This window comes from Ideonella sp. B508-1, from assembly GCF_000333615.1.
Lineage (GTDB): Bacteria > Pseudomonadota > Gammaproteobacteria > Burkholderiales > Burkholderiaceae_C > Ideonella.
In genome coordinates this window covers 1-15,204 of record NZ_BADL01000054.1, presented here as the reverse complement: position 1 = coordinate 15,204, position 15,204 = coordinate 1, and the positions used below count along the sequence as shown (strand labels likewise).

Genomic DNA, 15,204 nt, shown 5'->3' with positions numbered 1-15,204 from the left:
CCCATGATGATTTTGTACTTATACAGACTCCCCAAACAAGGATAGTCATAGCCATTGCCATGACTATCTCATTATAGAAAGTGGTCCAGGGAGCCAAGCGAATATGGATCAGCCACGCCAGTGCCATGGCAAAAGACCATAGGATCCAACCGATTCCGGTAGCTGATGCGTTATTTGGCTGTGTAAGCACAGGAATCATGCTATATGAAAAAGGGCGGCCAATATGGCCGCCCTTTTTTTTGTTGAGGATCCTGCAACCGCAGGTGGATCTTACGAGCCGCGGCACTCCGAGGGGAGGAATTTCTTGGCGATGTTGCTAGACGCGCAAGTCCACTTCAGTTGGCCAGCGCCAACATCTTGAGGCGTCAACGTCAGAGCACCTTCGGCGCCCGGAACGGTGGAGGTCACGGTCACCACGCCAGACGTGTCGGTGATTGCAACACCAGAAACATATTTGGTGGCTCCGGGGAACGAATATCCGCTATTGGAGGCAGTGACGCCAGACAAAGAGCCCAGGGACGAAGAGGTTTCAGAGACCGCCAGCTTGGCCGGGGCGGCCATCAGCATGACTTCAGACATCTTCGAGCGGGTGGTGTAGTCCTGATAAGCCGGCAGCGCCACGGCGGCCAGAATGCCGATGATCGCCACGACGATCATCAGTTCGATGAGGGTGAAACCTTGTTGGACACGCTTCATGGGGAGACTCCTGAAAGCAATTCCGGCGGGAAGGTGCCGGGTGGGTTGGTACGGGAGACATGCAGCGAATCCCGTGCCAGGTGCCCGTCCGAGCAAAACCGCACGTTGAATGCGGCGAGCTGACATTTTTTGTCACTCCGGAGTGCCCATTCGCGTAAGTCTCTCCGTGGGCCGCCACGTTTTGTCAGTTTGCTGGAAGGTGTGACACCGGGGTGTCGGCATGTCGGCAGACCTGGGATGGCCGGGGTGTGCGCGATCTGGGACAACGCTGAGTGCAGCTTGGCAGTGCCAGGTTTTCCGCCTCTGCAGGGGGCAGGCGTGCGGTTCGGCGCCTTTGTGCGCACCGCTCCGTCTGCGTTCACTTCTCAACGGAGGACTTGTCCATGGGTTTGAATCGTTTCTTCTCCCTGGGGCGGATGGCCCTGGCGTGTGGGCAGCTGTCTCAGGCGCCTTGGGCTTTGGCCGATGAGCCGCATGTGCTGGTGTCGGGCTATGCCAATGCGCAAGGCGTGTACGACAGCGAGAACTTCACCACCGACGGGCAGAGGCGCAAGGCCGTGCGCGTGCAGGTGGATTCCGGTGACGGTGACACGGCCGATTGCGCGGTGGGGGCCAAGATGGGCGTGTTCATGTTCACGGTGCTGAAGCTGTCGCGCACGCCGAGCGTCGACTATGACTCGGTGGGTTGCCAGACCATGGTGGACAGCATCGACAGCGTGATCGCTGGCGCACCGGGCGTGGCCGATGGCACCCCCATGCGCTATGTGGCCACCTTGGTGTTGCGCATGGCCTATCTGCCGCCGCCGGCCGAGAGGGGTTACCTCTACCTGCAAACGATGGTGCAGGTGGAGGATGGCCGCTACTACTGGGATGGCCCGACTGCGGTGGATGCGCAGCAGGAGATCACGCTGCAGGCCACGTACGACGCGGTGGCTGGGCAGGCGCTGAGCATCCGTGCCTTGGTCAACAGTTACAACGAGCTGTACGGATTGAGCGACATGCCGGTGTCAGGCCGCTTGTCCCTGCGGGGTGCGCGCTTGGTGCTGACGTCGCCCACGCCGGGGGCCAACATCACGGGCCAGTCTGGCCACGTGTATCAGTGAGCGGCGGCCTCAGTCCCAATCCAGCCGATCGCCCGCGGTGAGCGGGTGCAGCGCCAGGCCGGGTACGCGCTCGGCCAGGTCGCCCAGCACGGCCGGCATTTCGCCGGGCTTGATGTGGGTGAGGTGCACCCGGGCGCCTGCGGGCACATGGGCCAGCTCGGCGGCCAGGGTGGAGGGGCAGTGGTGCAGGCTCTCGGCCGCCACGTTGCGCTCGGCTTCGGAAAAGGCGATCTCGATGACCAGGTGTTGCACCGGGCGCTTGGCCAGCAGCGGGTGCAGGGCGGGGTTGGGGCCGGTGTCGCCGGTGTAGATCCACCAGCCGCTGTCCCCCTCCACGCCAAAGCCCGCGGCCGGCACGCTGTGGCGGGCCGGCAGCACTTCGATGTGGCGCTCGCGCCGGCCCAGCCGCAGGTGCTGGCCGGTGCTGATTTCGTGCAGGCTGAGGACCGGATGGCGGGGATGCGGCAGGCGCGTGAAATCCGGCCAGAGCAAGTTGTTGAACACATGCTCGCGCAGCACGGCCAGCGTGGCCGGCAGGGCATGGACCTGGATGGGGGGCTGGCCGGCACGGCGGCGCATCACGCTGTCGGCCAGCAGGGGCAGGCCCAGCACATGGTCCAGGTGAGAGTGGCTCAGCAGGATGTGGTCGATGCGGGCCAGCTCGTCCAGGCTCAGGTCGCCCACGCCGGTGCCGGCGTCGATCAGGATGTCGTCGTCCAGCAGGAAGGACGTGGTGCGGCACCCCGCCGCGATCGAGCCGGAGCAGCCCAGGACGCGCAAGCTCATGGTGTCGGTCCCTGTCGGCCGGCCTCCCGCAGTGCCAGCTGGGCGGCCAGGCGCGCGTGCAGGGTGGCCCAAGGGGTTGCCGCGGGGGCGGTGGATGGGGCGGCGGTGTCGGGCATGAGGCTGTGTTCCAGGGCGGCCAGATGGGCTCGGGCCATCGCCGGATCGTCCCCTCGGGCGGCTTGCAGCGCAAGCGTCCAATGGCGCACTTGGGCCTGCTGTGTCGCCCGATTTGGGGAGGAAGCGGGCAGCACTGTGAAGACGGTCACACTTTGCTGGCGCCCCTTGACCTGGCATGCGTCCACCTCCAGCCAGTCCAGTGCCGTGTCCAGCCCTGCGCCGCAGGCGGCCCGGGTGCTGTCGGCCACCAGCAGGTCCACGCCCAGGTCGCGGGTGAGGGCTTCCAACCGGGCGGCCAGGTTCACGGCGTCGCCCACGGCGGTGTAGGTGCGGCGTTGGGGCGTGCCCAGGTCACCCACGCAGACGGTGCCGGTGGCCAGGCCGATGCCGAAGCCCACCCCGGGCAGCCCCTGGGCGCTGAGGTGGGCGTTGAGCGGGCTGGCGGCCTCGGCCAGCTCCAGCGCGGCCTGCACCGCGCGCACCGCGTGGTCCGGCTGGGCGGTGGGGGCATTCCAGAAGGCCATGGCGGCGTCGCCGATGAACTTGTCCAGCGTGCCGCCGTGGCGGTGGACGATCTCGGTGACGGTGCCGAAGTAGCGGTTGAGCACCTCGCGCAGGGCCAGGGGCGGCAGGTGCTCGCCCAGGCTGGTGAAGCCGCGCAGGTCGCAGAAGAGGATGGTGAGTTCGCGGTTGCTGGCCTCCAGGGCCTGGGTGTCGCCCCGCGCGGCCAGGGCGCGGGCACGGGCCGGGGGCAGGTATTGCTCGAAGAGCTGCTGCAGGGTACGGCGTTGCGTCCATTCGCGCAGCAGTCCGCGGGTGAGCAGGGTGGCGGCGTACAGACCGCCCAGCAGCAGGGCGCTGGCCAGGGGCAGCACGCGGTCTGCTGCCTGCCAGGCCAGGGCCTGCCCCACCACGGCCGCGCCCACGCCGGCCAGGGCCAGCAGCGCGTGTGCCGGGTTGCGGCGTCGCGCGGCCCAGGCGGTGGCGGCCAGGGTCAGCAGGATCAGCCCGGCTTCGTAGCCCGGGGCCCAGGCGGGGCGCAGGGCGAGGTGGCCGTTCAGCAGCCCCGCCAGCATCAGCGCATGGATTTCCACGCCGGGCAGGGCGGAGTTGACCGGGGTGGCCCGCAGATCGGCCAGGCCCGGGGCGGAGCTGCCCAGCAGCACCAGCTGTCCGCGCAGGGTGCCGGCCGGCAACTGGCCCGCCAGCACCTGCGCGGCGCTCAGGTAGCGGAAGCTGCCGCCGGTGGGCCCCCCTGGCCCGCGGTAGGGCACGCGCCACTGCCCTTGTTCGTCCAGAGGCAGCCGCTGTGGGGCCTGGCCTGCCGGGTGCACGCGCAGCGCCTCCAGCAGCGGTCGCTGTCCGGGGCCGGTGGCGCGCAGCTCGGGGCTCACGGCGGGCTGACCGGCGGCCAGTCGTGCCATGGCCAGTGCCAGCGAAGGCCAGGCCTGGCCGCCCAGCACCGCCACGGCCGGCACCGACCGGACCAGACCATCGGTGTCGGGCACCACGTTGAAGAAACCACCCTGCGGCGCGGCGGCCGCCAGCGTGGCGGTGTTGGCCGCCAGCCCGTTCCAGGCCACCAGGCCCGAGGGCCGGGGGCCCGGCAGCGCAAACAGGGGCTGGGGGGGCTGGCCGCTGCGCAGGCCACCGCGGTCGGCGGTCAGGTAGAAGCCGGCGAGCACGGGCTGACCCTGCCAGGCCTTCGCGAGCATGGCGTCGCCCCGGGTGGGCTCGGGGAAGACCAGGTCCACCCCCAGGGCGGCCACCTGCTGGCGCTGCAGCAGCTCCTGGCTCAGGGCGGCCAGCCGCTCGCGCGGCCAGGGCCAATGACCCAGGGCCTGCAGGCTGGCCTCGTCCAGGTCGATGATGGCGATGTCGGGGTGGGGGCTGGCGGGCCGGCTGCGCAGCTGCTGGCGCCAGTCTTCGGTGGCCTGCTCGAGCCGGGCGAGCAGGGGCAGCGGGGCCAGCAGGGCGTGCCAGAGGCCCAACAGGGCCAAGGCCAGACCCGCCCAGGGCGCGGCGGCTGGCCGCGGCAGGTCCATTGCGGGCGCTCAGCCCTGGATGAATTGCATCTGGGTGCCGGCCAGCTCGATGATGTCGCCGTTCTTCAGCGGCACCACGCCTTCACCCAGGGGGCTGCCGTTGACGGTGGGGCGCTGGTCGCCCTCGACGTGGGCCAGCACATAGCCGGTGGGGCGCTTGGCGATGGATGCCACCTGGGTGCCAGGCTTGCCCACGGTGGTGACCGCCTTGGTCAGCAGCACTTCGCGGCCGGCGGCGCCGCCGTTGAGCACCTTGATGGAGGCGGGCAGCATCTGCACGGTGGGCGTGGGGGGCAGGGACGGAGGCACGCTGCCGGGGCGCAGCACCATGGTCTTCTCGTAGTCGGCCACCTCGGCGCCGATGTACTTGATGCGGTACTTGCCGATCTCGATGACGTCGCCGTTGGACAGCAACTGCTTCTTGATGGCCTTGCCGTTGATGTAGGTGCCGTTGGTGCTGTTGAGGTCTTCGATGAAGATGTCTTCGCCCACCGACAGGAGCACCGCGTGCTCGCCGCTGACCGCCAGGTTGTCGATGACGATGTCGTTGTAGGGGCGCCGGCCCAGTGTGGTGCGCTCCTTCTGGATCACCACTTCTTTGAGAACCACGTTGTCGAGTGAAACGACCAGCTTGCCCATGAATGCCTCGTGTTGCCCGTGCGCGGGGCGTTTTATTCTCGGCGTGCCCTGCCGTGCCTGCCGCGAGTCCTGTTGTTGCGCGTTCGCGTTAATGCAATTTGGCCAGGATGACGGAGATGTTATCCCGTCCGCCTGCGGCGTTGGCGGCTTCCACCAGCGCCGCGGCCTGCTCGTCCAGTGAGTTGTTGATCTGCAGGACCTGGGCGATCTGCGTGTCTGACAGCATGTCGGAAAGCCCGTCGGAGCACAGCAGGATGGTGTCGCCCGCCTTGACATCATGCGGGTGCACCTCGAGAACCACCTGAGGTTCGACCCCGATGGCCCGGGTCACGAGGTTGCGGTGCAGGGCGTAGGCGGCCTCCTCCTGGGTCAGCAGGCCGGCGTCGACCTGCTCCTGCAGCAGGGAGTGATCGCGGGTCAGCTGACCGATGCGACCGTTGCGCAGGCGATACGCCCGTGAGTCGCCCAGGTGGCCGATCCAGACATGCTGGCGCTCGAAGACGGCCGCCACCAGGGTGGTGCCCATGCCGGCATAGGCCGCCACCGTGTTGGCGGCGGTGAAGACCTGGCGGTTGGCTTCCTGGGCGGCGGCCACCAGGGCCTGGGCGACTTCGGCCTCGGCCGGGGCCTGGGTCAGGCCCAGCAGCCATTGGCGGAAGGAATCCCGCATGGCCTTGGTGGCCATGTCGCTGGCCACCTCGCCAGCGTTGTAGCCGCCCATGCCATCCGCCAGGATGCACAGGCCCAGGCTGGGATCGATCAAGACGGCGTCTTCGTTGTTGTGGCGCGCGCGGCCGACGTCAAGCGCGCTGCTGTATTCAAGGCGCAGTGGCACGGGGTTCTATCCTGCTGTTGTTCTTGTGGACGGGGCCATTGTGGCCGCCCCCCGCGGCTCTGTTGACCTCACAAAGCCGGGCAATCAGTCGCAATTCACGTGCCAGTGCATGCCCGTCGGCGTGGCGATCCGCGGGTGATTTGGCCAGCATGCGGGCCAGCACATCGCCCAGCACGGCGGGCAACTCGGGCCGCCTCGCCAGCAGGGGGGGCGGGGCTTCACCCGCGATCGCAGCCAGGGTCTCGCCCATGGAGCTGCGGTCGAAGGGGCGTTGCCCGGTGAGCAGTTCGAAGAGCACCACGCCCAGGGCGTAGAGATCACAGCGCCCGTCCAGCGGCACGCCACTGAGCTGTTCTGGCGCCATGTAGCAGGGCGTGCCCACCATCAGGCCGCTGCGGCTGTTGACCTGGTCCAGCAGGCGGGCGCTGCCGAAGTCCCCCACTTTCAGCACCCCGCCGGCGGCCGGGTTGAACAGCAGGTTGCCCGGCTTGAGGTCGCGGTGCACCACGCCCTGGGCATGGGCGTGGGCCAGGGCTTCGGCGGTGACGGCGGCCATGCGCAGCACCAACTCCTCGGGCAGCAGCCGGCCGGGTTGGGCATAGCGGCTCAGATCGCTGCCGGGCACCCATTCCATGGCCAGCCAGCCGCAGGGGTGACCGTCCTGGGTGACGATGCCGGCGCCCAGGGTGCGCACGATGGCGGGGTGCTGCAGGCGGCCGGCGGCGGTGGCTTCGCGCAGAAAGCGTTCCGGCGCATCGGCCTGGGCGCCGAAGCGCACGACCTTCAGGGCCACGGGCTCCTCGGTGCCGGCCACGCGTGCTTGGTAGAGCTCGCTGTGCGGGCTTTGCGCGCACAGTCGGACGATGTGGAAGCCTTCCGTCTCGACGGGCAAGGCGGAGCTGTCGATCAGGGAGGAGGCCGGCTGCGTGCTGGGGGTGACCATGGCGCGGCCCGCCGGCGCAGAGAGCGGCGGCTGTCGGCGCAGGATCGTGTGCCAGAAACGCGAGCGGCCGGCCATCTTCGTGCCTTGAGCATCCCCCCGGGTGGTGTTGCAACACATTACCACAGGGGGGCGTCCAGGCCATTGACTCAGGCGGCCAGGGGCTTGTCGCGAAGCTTTCGGCCTGTCCAGGCCCCGGCGGTCAGCACGCCCGCCACCACCCCGACCTGCAGCGCCCAGCCCGCCCAGGCGTGGGCGGTGAAGACCTCACGCAGGGCGGGTTCGCCCACCATCATCTTGGCGGCGGTCCAGGCCAGCACGCCCGCGCCGATGTAGGTGATGGATGGGAAGCGGTCGACCAGCTTGAGCACCACGCTGCTGCCCCAGACCACGATGGGCACGCTGATCAGCAGGCCGATCACCACCAGATCGAAGGCGCCGTGGGCGGCGCCGGCCACGCCCAGCACGTTGTCCACGCCCATCAGGGCATCGGCCACGATGATGGTCTTGAGCGAGCCCCACAGCGTGGTGGCGCCGTTGCCCTCGTGGCTGTCGCTGTTCTCGCCGGGCACGAGCAGCTTGTAGGCGATCCAGACCAGGCCCAGGCCGCCCACCAGCATCAGGCCGGGGATCTTGAGCAGCCAGACCACCACCAGCGTCATCAGGGCGCGGATGCCGATGGCACCCACCGTGCCCCAGACGATGGCCTTGCGTTGCAGGTGGGCGGGCAGGCTGCGGGCCGCCAGGGCGATGACGATGGCGTTGTCGCCGGCCAGGATCAGGTCGATCAGGACAATGGCCAGCAGGGCCGAGAACCATTCGGGGGAGAAGAGCGGCATGTCGGTCTTTCGAAGTGTCGCGCGGGTCGGTGAACACCACGGCGGACGGACGGGACATGCCGGAAAAGGGCTGCCTTCGAGCCGCCCGCCTTGGTGGCGGGGGTCGAAGGTCTGGCTCGGCCACCGTGGCCGGTGGCTGGCGGGCCGGAGGCTTGCGCCTCGTACTGACGACCCGACCGGAAGTGAGCTACTCCCCTTCAGCGCCGAGAATTATCGCATGGGCAGGTCCTGGCCTCACTGGCCGCGGGCTTTGAGCGTCACCACGGCGCGGCCGATCACCAGCACCATCAGCGCGCCGATGGCGGCGGCGGCGTAGTGCACGGCCGAGACCACCTCCACGGTGGCGCCCGCATGCGTGGCCGGCTGTGTGGGCAGCAGGTGCAGCAGGGCCGGGTCGGTCACGGCCATGCTGCCGGCAATCCAGCCCAGCAGCATGCCGCCCAGCGTGATGACCAGCGGGAAGCGGTCCATCAGCTTGATCACCAGCTGGCTGCCGCCGACGATGATGGGGATGCTGACCAGCAGGCCGAAGATGACCAGCGGCATCTGGTGGTCGCCGCCCGCCGCTTGCGCCGCGCCGGCAATGGCGATGACGTTGTCCACGCTCATCACCAGGTCGGCCACGATGACGGTCTTGACCGCGCCCCAGAGCTTGTCGCTGCCCTCGATCTTGCCGTGCTCGTCCTCGTCGTCCGGGGCCAGCAGCTTGACGCCGATCCACACCAGCAGGGCGGCGCCGGCCAGCTTCAGGTAGGGAATGGACAGCAGGGTGAGGGCGAAGAAGATCAGCACCACGCGCAAGGCGATGGCACCGGCCGTGCCCCAGAGGATGCCCTTGAGCCGCTGGCTCTCGGGCAGCTTGCGGCAGGCCAGGGCAATGACGACGGCGTTGTCGCCGCCCAGCAGGATGTCGATCAGGATGATCTGGCCCACACCCAGCCAGAAGGGCAGGTGCAGCAGGGCGTCCAGTTCCATGGGTTCTTGTCGGTCTTTGTGTGGGGGAGAACTCGCCAGTGTAGGCCCATGAAAAAGGCCGCCCGAAGGCGGCCTAGGGGTGGCGCAGGGCCGTGCTTACAGCATGGCCTTGAGCAGCTTGCCCATCTCGGACGGGTTGCGGGTCACCTTGAAGCCGCACTCTTCCATGATGGCGAGCTTGGCATCGGCGGTGTCGGCACCGCCGGAGATCAGCGCGCCGGCGTGGCCCATGCGCTTTCCGGGAGGGGCGGTGACACCGGCGATGAAGCCGACGATCGGCTTCTTCATGTTGTCCTTGCACCAGCGGGCCGCTTCAGCCTCGTCCGGGCCGCCGATCTCGCCGATCATGATGACGGCGTCGGTGTCCGGATCGTCGTTGAAGGCCTTCATCACGTCGATGTGCTTCAGACCGTTGATCGGATCGCCACCGATGCCCACGGCCGAGGATTGGCCCAGGCCGATCTCGGTCAGCTGCGCCACGGCTTCATAGGTCAGCGTGCCCGAGCGGGACACGACGCCGATGCGGCCCTTGCGGTGGATGTGGCCCGGCATGATGCCGATCTTGATTTCTTCCGGGGTGATCAGGCCGGGGCAGTTGGGGCCCAGCAGCAGGGTCTTCTTGCCGCCGGCGGCTTCCTTGGCCTTCATCTTGTTGCGCACCATCAGCATGTCGCGCACGGGAATGCCTTCGGTGATGGCGATCACCAGGTCCAGGTCGGCCTCGACGGCTTCCCAGATGGCGTCAGCGGCGCCCGCGGGCGGCACGTAGATCACCGACACGGTGGCGCCGGTCTGCGTGGCGGCTTCCTTGACGGAGGCGTAGATGGGAATGTCGGAGAACTTCTCGCCGGCCTTCTTGGGGTTCACACCCGCGACGAAGGCGTTCTTGCCGTTGGCATAGGCCTGGCAGCCCAGGGTGTGGAACTGGCCGGTCTTGCCGGTGATCCCCTGGGTGATGACCTTGGTGTCCTTGTTGATGTAGATCGACATGACTGGATTCCTTCTGGGCGTGCTTACTTGACGGCGGCCACGATCTTGGTGGCGGCTTCGGCCATGGTGTCGGCCGAGATGATGGGCAGGCCCGATTCGGCCAGCATCTTCTTGCCCAGATCTTCGTTCGTGCCCTTCATGCGCACGACCAGCGGCACCTGCAGGTTCACGGCCTTGCAGGCGGTGATGACGCCCTGCGCGATGGTGTCGCACTTCATGATGCCGCCGAAGATGTTGACCAGGATGCCCTTGACGTCCGGGTTCTTCAGCATGATCTTGAAGGCTTCGGTGACCTTCTCGGCCGTGGCGCCGCCGCCCACGTCCAGGAAGTTGGCCGGATCGCCGCCGAACAGCTTGATGGTGTCCATGGTGGACATGGCCAGGCCGGCGCCGTTCACCAGGCAGCCGATGTTGCCGTCCAGGCTGATGTAGGCCAGGTCGAACTTGGAAGCCTCGATTTCGGCGGGGTCCTCTTCGTCCAGATCGCGGTAGGCCACGATCTCGGGGTGGCGGAACAGCGCGTTGGCGTCGAAGTTGAACTTGGCGTCCAGGGCGATCAGGTTGCCCTTGCCGTCACGGTTGAGCGGGTTGATCTCGACCAGCGAGGCATCCGTCTCCATGTAGCAGCGGTACAGGTTCTTGAACAGGGTCACGGCCTGGTCCACCGTGTGGCCTTCCATGCCGATGGCCTTGGCCACCTTGGCCGCCTGCTCGTCGGTCAGGCCGGCCAGCGGATCGATCATCTCGGTGATGATCTTCTCGGGGGTGGCGTGCGCCACTTCCTCGATGTCCATGCCGCCTTCGGAGGAGGCGATCAGGGCCACCTTCTGGGTGCCGCGGTCGGTCACCAGGGAGACGTAGAACTCCTTCTGGATGTCGGCGCCTTCTTCGATATACAGGCGGCGGACCTTCTGGCCTTCCGGGCCGGTCTGGTGGGTGACCAGCTGCATGCCCAGGATCTTCTCGGACAGGGCCTTGACGTCGTCCAGGGTCTTGGCGACCTTCACGCCACCGCCCTTGCCACGGCCACCCGCGTGGATCTGGGCCTTGACCACCCACACCGGGCCGCCCAGCTTCTGGGCGGCTTCCACCGCCTCTTGCACATTGAACGCCGGGATGCCCTTGGGCACCGGCACGTCGAACTGGCGCAGGATTTCCTTGCCTTGGTATTCGTGAATCTTCATGGGAGGTCTTTTCGTGAGTTCAGGACGAAAGAGAGGAGCGGAATCCGCGGCCAGCACATCGACGAAGGGCTGACGGCATCTTCAGGGGCCGCATTTTGCAGTTCAGGAAAGGCTTTTACCTGACGAAACCCTAGAATTTCCCGCAGGATCAGGGCCGGCGCTTGCAATCGACTGACATTGCTGTCAAGGCGGGTGAGGCGTTTTCCCGGAAAGCCGTGCACCGTAGCATGCGATGTTGCGGTGCAGCAGGGGGAAAACCCTGTGCCACTCGCGGCAGAAGTGCGTCGGACCGACTCAGTCCGACGGCTCCAAATCGCCCGCCAACACCTGCCGGACGACCTCGCCGCCGAAGCCTCGGGCGGCCAGAAAGCGCATCTGCCGGGCGCGTTCGCGCAGGTCGGTGGGGGGCTGTCCAAAGCGCTTGAGCCAGACTTCCCGCGCACGGTCCACCTCGCTCTGGCGCAAGGTGCGCACCGTGTCCTGATCGAGCTCCACCCCGTGGCGGGCGAGTTCCTGGCGGATGCGCGTCAGGCCCAGGCGGGAGGCGCGGCTGTTCAGTCGGCTCTCGATGAAGCGCTCGTCGCTCTGGTAGCGCTGGGCCTGCAACCAGTCCAGCACCTCGTCCACTTCGGCGGCCAGGGCCTCGGCATCCAGGTCGATCGGGGTCCCGGTCGATGTGCTGGCCGCCGGCGCGGCGGCATCGCCGAAGGGGTCGCCTTCCCAGCCGCTGCCCCAGTGACCCGGAGCGGCGGCTTCGGCGGCCGCATGGGCGGCGCGTTTTCGGGCATGGGCCAGCAGCTTGGTGCGCAGCTCGGCCCGACTGTGCTCGCGCCGGGCCAGCAGGGCCAGGGCCTGTGCCTTCAGACTCAGCGGGGCACGTTTCATGGTCTGGATGTGAGACCGGGCGGCCAAGGCCGCCCGGATGGGGAAGGTGGCTGCGACGGTTTACTCGTCGGCGGCAGTGCCGGCCACCGGGTTCAGCTGACGCACGCCCAGGGCCTCGCGCACCTTGTTTTCGATCTCACGGGCCAGTTCGGGGTTTTCGCGCAGGAATTCTCGGCAGTTGTCCTTGCCCTGGCCGATCTTCTCGCCGTTGTAGGCGTACCAGGCGCCGGACTTGTCCACCACCTTGGCCTGCACGCCCAGGTCGATGATTTCACCCTCGCGGCTCACGCCCTCGCCGTAGAGGATGTCGAACTCGGCCTCGCGGAAGGGCGGGCTGACCTTGTTCTTCACCACCTTGACGCGGGTCTCGTTGCCGACGACTTCTTCGCCACGCTTGATCGAGCCGATGCGGCGGATGTCCAGGCGGACCGAGGCGTAGAACTTGAGCGCGTTGCCGCCGGTGGTGGTTTCGGGGCTGCCGAACATCACGCCGATCTTCATGCGGATCTGGTTGATGAAGATGACGGTGCAGTTGGACTTCTTGATGGTGGCGGTGAGCTTGCGCAGGGCCTGACTCATCAGACGGGCCTGCAGGCCGGGCAGTTGATCGCCCATCTCGCCTTCGATTTCGGCCTTGGGCGTCAGCGCGGCCACCGAGTCGATGACCACCAGATCCACCGCGCCGGAGCGCACCAGGGAGTCGACGATTTCCAGGGCCTGTTCGCCGGTGTCGGGCTGGCTGATCAGCAGGTCCTGCAGGTTGACGCCCAGCTTCTGGGCGTACTGCACGTCCAGCGCGTGTTCGGCATCGATGAAGGCCGCGACGCCGCCGAGCTTCTGCATCTCGGCCACGACCTGCAGGGTCAGGGTGGTCTTGCCCGAGGATTCGGGGCCGTAGATCTCGATCACCCGGCCGCGGGGCAGGCCGCCCACGCCCAGCGCGATGTCCAGGCCCAGCGAACCGGTGGACACCACCTGGATGTCCTCGGGCTGTTCATCCACGCCCAGGCGCATGATGGAGCCCTTGCCGAACTGCTTTTCGATTTGCGACAGCGCAGCCTGCAGGGCCTTGGCCTTGTCGGGGTTCAGGTTGGTGACAGGGGCGTTCATGCGGTTCTCCTCAGTTCGGGCCATTATGGCAGAAGCTGGATATTCGTACAGTACTTTTTGAGGAGCACGGGAGGCGGGCGTGATGTGCAGGGTTGTCCTGCGCGGGCCCCTCCTGGTGACTGCCTAGAATGCCTCCTCAGGAGAGAGAGCATGCGAATCCTGATTGCCGAAGATGACCAGGTGCTGGCGGACGGTTTGTTGCGTTCGCTGCGCGGGACCGGCTATGCGGTCGATCAGGTGGGCACCGGTTCCGAAGCGGATGCCGCGCTGGCGGCCCACGAGTTCGATCTGGTGATCCTGGACCTGGGCCTGCCCAAGCTGCACGGCCTGGAGGTGCTGCGCCGCATGCGCGCCCGCGGCTGCGCCACGCCGGTGCTGATCCTCACCGCGGCCGACTCGGTCGAGCAGCGGGTCAAGGGGCTGGATCTGGGGGCCGACGACTTCATGGCCAAGCCCTTCTCCCTGCAGGAACTCGAGGCGCGGGTGCGCGCCCTCACGCGGCGCGGCCTGGGCACGGCCTCCAGCGTGATCAAGCATGGGCCGCTCAGCTTCGACGCCACGGGGCGGGTGGCCTATCTGAACGACCAGATGATCGACCTCTCGGCGCGGGAGATCAGCTTGCTGGAGGTGCTGCTGCAGCGCGCCGGTCGCCTGGTCAGCAAGGACCAGCTGGTGGCCCGGCTGTGCGAATGGGGCGAAGAGGTCAGCAACAACGCCATCGAGGTCTACATCCACCGCCTGCGCAAGAAGATCGAGCACGGCCCGGTGCGCATCGCCACGGTGCGCGGGCTGGGCTATTGCCTGGAAAAGATTCCCGGCTGAGGGCTGGCATGGGCCGGTGCGCCAGCACGGCGTCAGGCGCCTGGCCTAGTCTGCTGGCAACATGAAGCTGCTCTCGTCCGTCCGTCGCTCCAGTGCTCCGCGCGAGCAGCGCTCGCTGTTCGGCGAGATCCTGGACTGGATGCTCGCGCCCCTGCTGCTGCTGTGGCCGATGAGTGTGGCCCTGACCTGGCTGGTGGCGCAGAACATCGCCGCCCGCCCCTACGACCGGGACCTGGCCCAGCTGGCCCGCGTGATCTCCCGCCAGGTGGCGCTCGAGCTGGCCAGCCACCCCGGCGATCTGCCGGTGCCGCTGCCCGAGCCCACCGCGGTGCTGCTGCGGGGCGACGAGGTGGACAAGGTCTATTTCCAGGTCATGGATGCCCAGGGGCGGCTGCTGGCCGGGGATGGCGAGATCCCGACGCCGGTGGGTGACCCTCTGCCCGTGGGCGAGGTGGTCTGGCGCGATGCCGAAGTGTTCAGCGAGTCAGTGCGGGTGGCCATGTTGCGGCCCTCGACCGAGGCCGCAGGCGCCTCGCCGATCGCGCTGGTGCAGGTGGCCGAGACGCAGGGCAAGCGCTCGCGCCTGGCCACCGAGATCATCAAGGGCGTGATCCTGCCCCAGTTCGTGATCCTGCCGGTGGCGGTGCTGCTGGTCTGGTTCGCGCTGGCCCGGGGCATTGCGCCGCTCAACGAGCTGCAGCAGCGCATCCGCCGACGGGAGAGCCACGATCTCAGCCCCATCGATGAGCTGGAGGCGCCGGAGGAGGTGGCCCCGCTGGTACGCTCCATCAACGACCTGCTGGGCCGGCTGGACCAGTCGGTGGGGGCGCAGAAGCACTTCCTGGCCGACGCGGCCCACCAGCTCAAGACGCCGCTGGCGGGGCTGCGCATGCAGGCCGAACTGGCGCAGCGCGAGATCGACGCCGGTGGCGACGCCCAGACCGTTCGCCGCAGCCTGGCCCAGATCGCCCTGTCCAGCCAGCGGGCGGCCCACATGGTCAACCAGCTGCTGTCCATGGCCCGGGCCGAGGACGAGGAGCAGTCGCGGCGGCAACTGCCCTTCGATCTGGCCGACATCGCCACCGAGACGGTGCAGGACTTCGTGCCCAAGGCCTTGGACAAGCGCATCGACCTGGGCTACGAGGGGCCGGCGCCGGGCGACCCCATGCCCCGGCTGATGGGACAGCCGCTGCTGGTGCGGGAAATGGTGCGCAACCTGGTGGACAACGCCCTGCAGT

General features: G+C 67.8%; 16 protein-coding genes. 3 read left to right on the top strand and 13 right to left on the bottom strand.

What is annotated here, in order from left to right:
• Window positions 1-270: 270 nt before the first annotated feature.
• Window positions 271-696, bottom strand: a complete 426-nt coding sequence (locus I73_RS02655; RefSeq protein WP_022979202.1) for a pilin — start codon at window positions 694-696, stop codon at window positions 271-273.
• 383 nt (window positions 697-1,079) lie between these two features.
• Between I73_RS02655 and I73_RS02650 the strand changes: the two genes are divergently transcribed.
• Window positions 1,080-1,799 (top strand): hypothetical protein, encoded by a 720-nt coding sequence (locus I73_RS02650; protein WP_148289658.1) that lies wholly within the window; start codon window positions 1,080-1,082, stop codon window positions 1,797-1,799.
• Between the two features lie 9 nt (window positions 1,800-1,808).
• Here I73_RS02650 and I73_RS02645 read toward each other — a convergent pair whose 3' ends face one another.
• From I73_RS02645 to recA, 12 genes are all read right to left on the bottom strand, one after another.
• Window positions 1,809-2,585 carry an MBL fold metallo-hydrolase gene (locus tag I73_RS02645; protein WP_022979200.1) on the bottom strand — a complete coding sequence of 259 codons (777 nt, stop codon included), beginning with the start codon at window positions 2,583-2,585 and terminating at the stop codon, window positions 1,809-1,811.
• Window positions 2,582-4,747: a CHASE2 domain-containing protein gene (locus I73_RS25565; RefSeq protein ID WP_022979199.1), complete on the bottom strand. Its 2,166-nt coding sequence runs from the start codon at window positions 4,745-4,747 to the stop codon at window positions 2,582-2,584. Before I73_RS25565 ends, I73_RS02645 begins: the two co-directional genes overlap by 4 nt.
• A 9-nt stretch (window positions 4,748-4,756) precedes the next feature.
• Window positions 4,757-5,386, bottom strand: coding sequence for an FHA domain-containing protein (locus tag I73_RS02635; protein WP_022979198.1), 630 nt, complete (start codon window positions 5,384-5,386; stop codon window positions 4,757-4,759).
• An 88-nt stretch (window positions 5,387-5,474) separates the two neighbouring features.
• A complete protein-coding gene (locus I73_RS25560; RefSeq protein WP_022979197.1) occupies window positions 5,475-6,221 on the bottom strand; it encodes a Stp1/IreP family PP2C-type Ser/Thr phosphatase in 747 nt (248 codons plus the stop codon).
• Complete coding sequence (locus I73_RS25555) at window positions 6,205-7,164, bottom strand: serine/threonine-protein kinase (protein ID WP_159105830.1); 960 nt, start codon at window positions 7,162-7,164, stop codon at window positions 6,205-6,207. The genes I73_RS25560 and I73_RS25555 overlap by 17 nt, the downstream gene beginning before the upstream one ends.
• Before the next feature lie 146 nt (window positions 7,165-7,310).
• Window positions 7,311-8,000 carry a TerC family protein gene (locus I73_RS02620; RefSeq protein WP_022979195.1) on the bottom strand — a complete coding sequence of 230 codons (690 nt, stop codon included), beginning with the start codon at window positions 7,998-8,000 and terminating at the stop codon, window positions 7,311-7,313.
• A 234-nt stretch (window positions 8,001-8,234) separates the two neighbouring features.
• Window positions 8,235-8,975 (bottom strand): TerC family protein, encoded by a 741-nt coding sequence (locus tag I73_RS02615; RefSeq protein ID WP_022979194.1) that lies wholly within the window; start codon window positions 8,973-8,975, stop codon window positions 8,235-8,237.
• Window positions 8,976-9,071: 96 nt separating this feature from the next.
• Window positions 9,072-9,965, bottom strand: a complete 894-nt coding sequence (sucD, locus tag I73_RS02610) for a succinate--CoA ligase subunit alpha (protein WP_022979193.1) — start codon at window positions 9,963-9,965, stop codon at window positions 9,072-9,074.
• A gap of 23 nt (window positions 9,966-9,988) precedes the next feature.
• Complete coding sequence (gene sucC / locus I73_RS02605; RefSeq protein WP_022979192.1) at window positions 9,989-11,149, bottom strand: ADP-forming succinate--CoA ligase subunit beta; 1,161 nt, start codon at window positions 11,147-11,149, stop codon at window positions 9,989-9,991.
• Window positions 11,146-11,370: a hypothetical protein gene (locus I73_RS33000; RefSeq protein ID WP_159105829.1), complete on the bottom strand. Its 225-nt coding sequence runs from the start codon at window positions 11,368-11,370 to the stop codon at window positions 11,146-11,148. Before I73_RS33000 ends, sucC begins: the two co-directional genes overlap by 4 nt.
• A 73-nt stretch (window positions 11,371-11,443) precedes the next feature.
• Window positions 11,444-12,034 carry a regulatory protein RecX gene (locus I73_RS34665; RefSeq protein WP_022979191.1) on the bottom strand — a complete coding sequence of 197 codons (591 nt, stop codon included), beginning with the start codon at window positions 12,032-12,034 and terminating at the stop codon, window positions 11,444-11,446.
• 60 nt (window positions 12,035-12,094) lie between these two features.
• Window positions 12,095-13,144, bottom strand: a complete 1,050-nt coding sequence (recA, locus tag I73_RS02595) for a recombinase RecA (RefSeq protein ID WP_022979190.1) — start codon at window positions 13,142-13,144, stop codon at window positions 12,095-12,097.
• Between the two features lie 150 nt (window positions 13,145-13,294).
• On the opposite strand from recA, the gene I73_RS02590 reads away from it, so the two are divergent.
• Window positions 13,295-13,966 (top strand): response regulator transcription factor, encoded by a 672-nt coding sequence (locus I73_RS02590; protein WP_022979189.1) that lies wholly within the window; start codon window positions 13,295-13,297, stop codon window positions 13,964-13,966.
• Window positions 13,967-14,027: 61 nt separating this feature from the next.
• Window positions 14,028-15,204 (top strand): sensor histidine kinase (locus I73_RS02585; protein WP_022979188.1); only part of this gene is annotated, 1,177 nt, incomplete at its 3' end.

What these genes read in the sequence shown, in the direction of transcription:
- I73_RS02655 (WP_022979202.1), bottom strand. Translation starts at nt 696, where the DNA reads ATGAAGCGTGTCCAACAAGGTTTCACCCTCATCGAACTGATGATCGTC.
- I73_RS02650 (WP_148289658.1), top strand. Translation starts at nt 1,080, where the DNA reads ATGGGTTTGAATCGTTTCTTCTCCCTGGGGCGGATGGCCCTGGCGTGT.
- I73_RS02645 (WP_022979200.1), bottom strand. Translation starts at nt 2,585, where the DNA reads ATGAGCTTGCGCGTCCTGGGCTGCTCCGGCTCGATCGCGGCGGGGTGC.
- I73_RS25565 (WP_022979199.1), bottom strand. Translation starts at nt 4,747, where the DNA reads ATGGACCTGCCGCGGCCAGCCGCCGCGCCCTGGGCGGGTCTGGCCTTG.
- I73_RS02635 (WP_022979198.1), bottom strand. Translation starts at nt 5,386, where the DNA reads ATGGGCAAGCTGGTCGTTTCACTCGACAACGTGGTTCTCAAAGAAGTG.
- I73_RS25555 (WP_159105830.1), bottom strand. Translation starts at nt 7,164, where the DNA reads ATGGTCACCCCCAGCACGCAGCCGGCCTCCTCCCTGATCGACAGCTCC.
- I73_RS02620 (WP_022979195.1), bottom strand. Translation starts at nt 8,000, where the DNA reads ATGCCGCTCTTCTCCCCCGAATGGTTCTCGGCCCTGCTGGCCATTGTC.
- I73_RS02615 (WP_022979194.1), bottom strand. Translation starts at nt 8,975, where the DNA reads ATGGAACTGGACGCCCTGCTGCACCTGCCCTTCTGGCTGGGTGTGGGC.
- sucD (WP_022979193.1), bottom strand. Translation starts at nt 9,965, where the DNA reads ATGTCGATCTACATCAACAAGGACACCAAGGTCATCACCCAGGGGATC.
- sucC (WP_022979192.1), bottom strand. Translation starts at nt 11,149, where the DNA reads ATGAAGATTCACGAATACCAAGGCAAGGAAATCCTGCGCCAGTTCGAC.
- I73_RS34665 (WP_022979191.1), bottom strand. Translation starts at nt 12,034, where the DNA reads ATGAAACGTGCCCCGCTGAGTCTGAAGGCACAGGCCCTGGCCCTGCTG.
- recA (WP_022979190.1), bottom strand. Translation starts at nt 13,144, where the DNA reads ATGAACGCCCCTGTCACCAACCTGAACCCCGACAAGGCCAAGGCCCTG.
- I73_RS02590 (WP_022979189.1), top strand. Translation starts at nt 13,295, where the DNA reads ATGCGAATCCTGATTGCCGAAGATGACCAGGTGCTGGCGGACGGTTTG.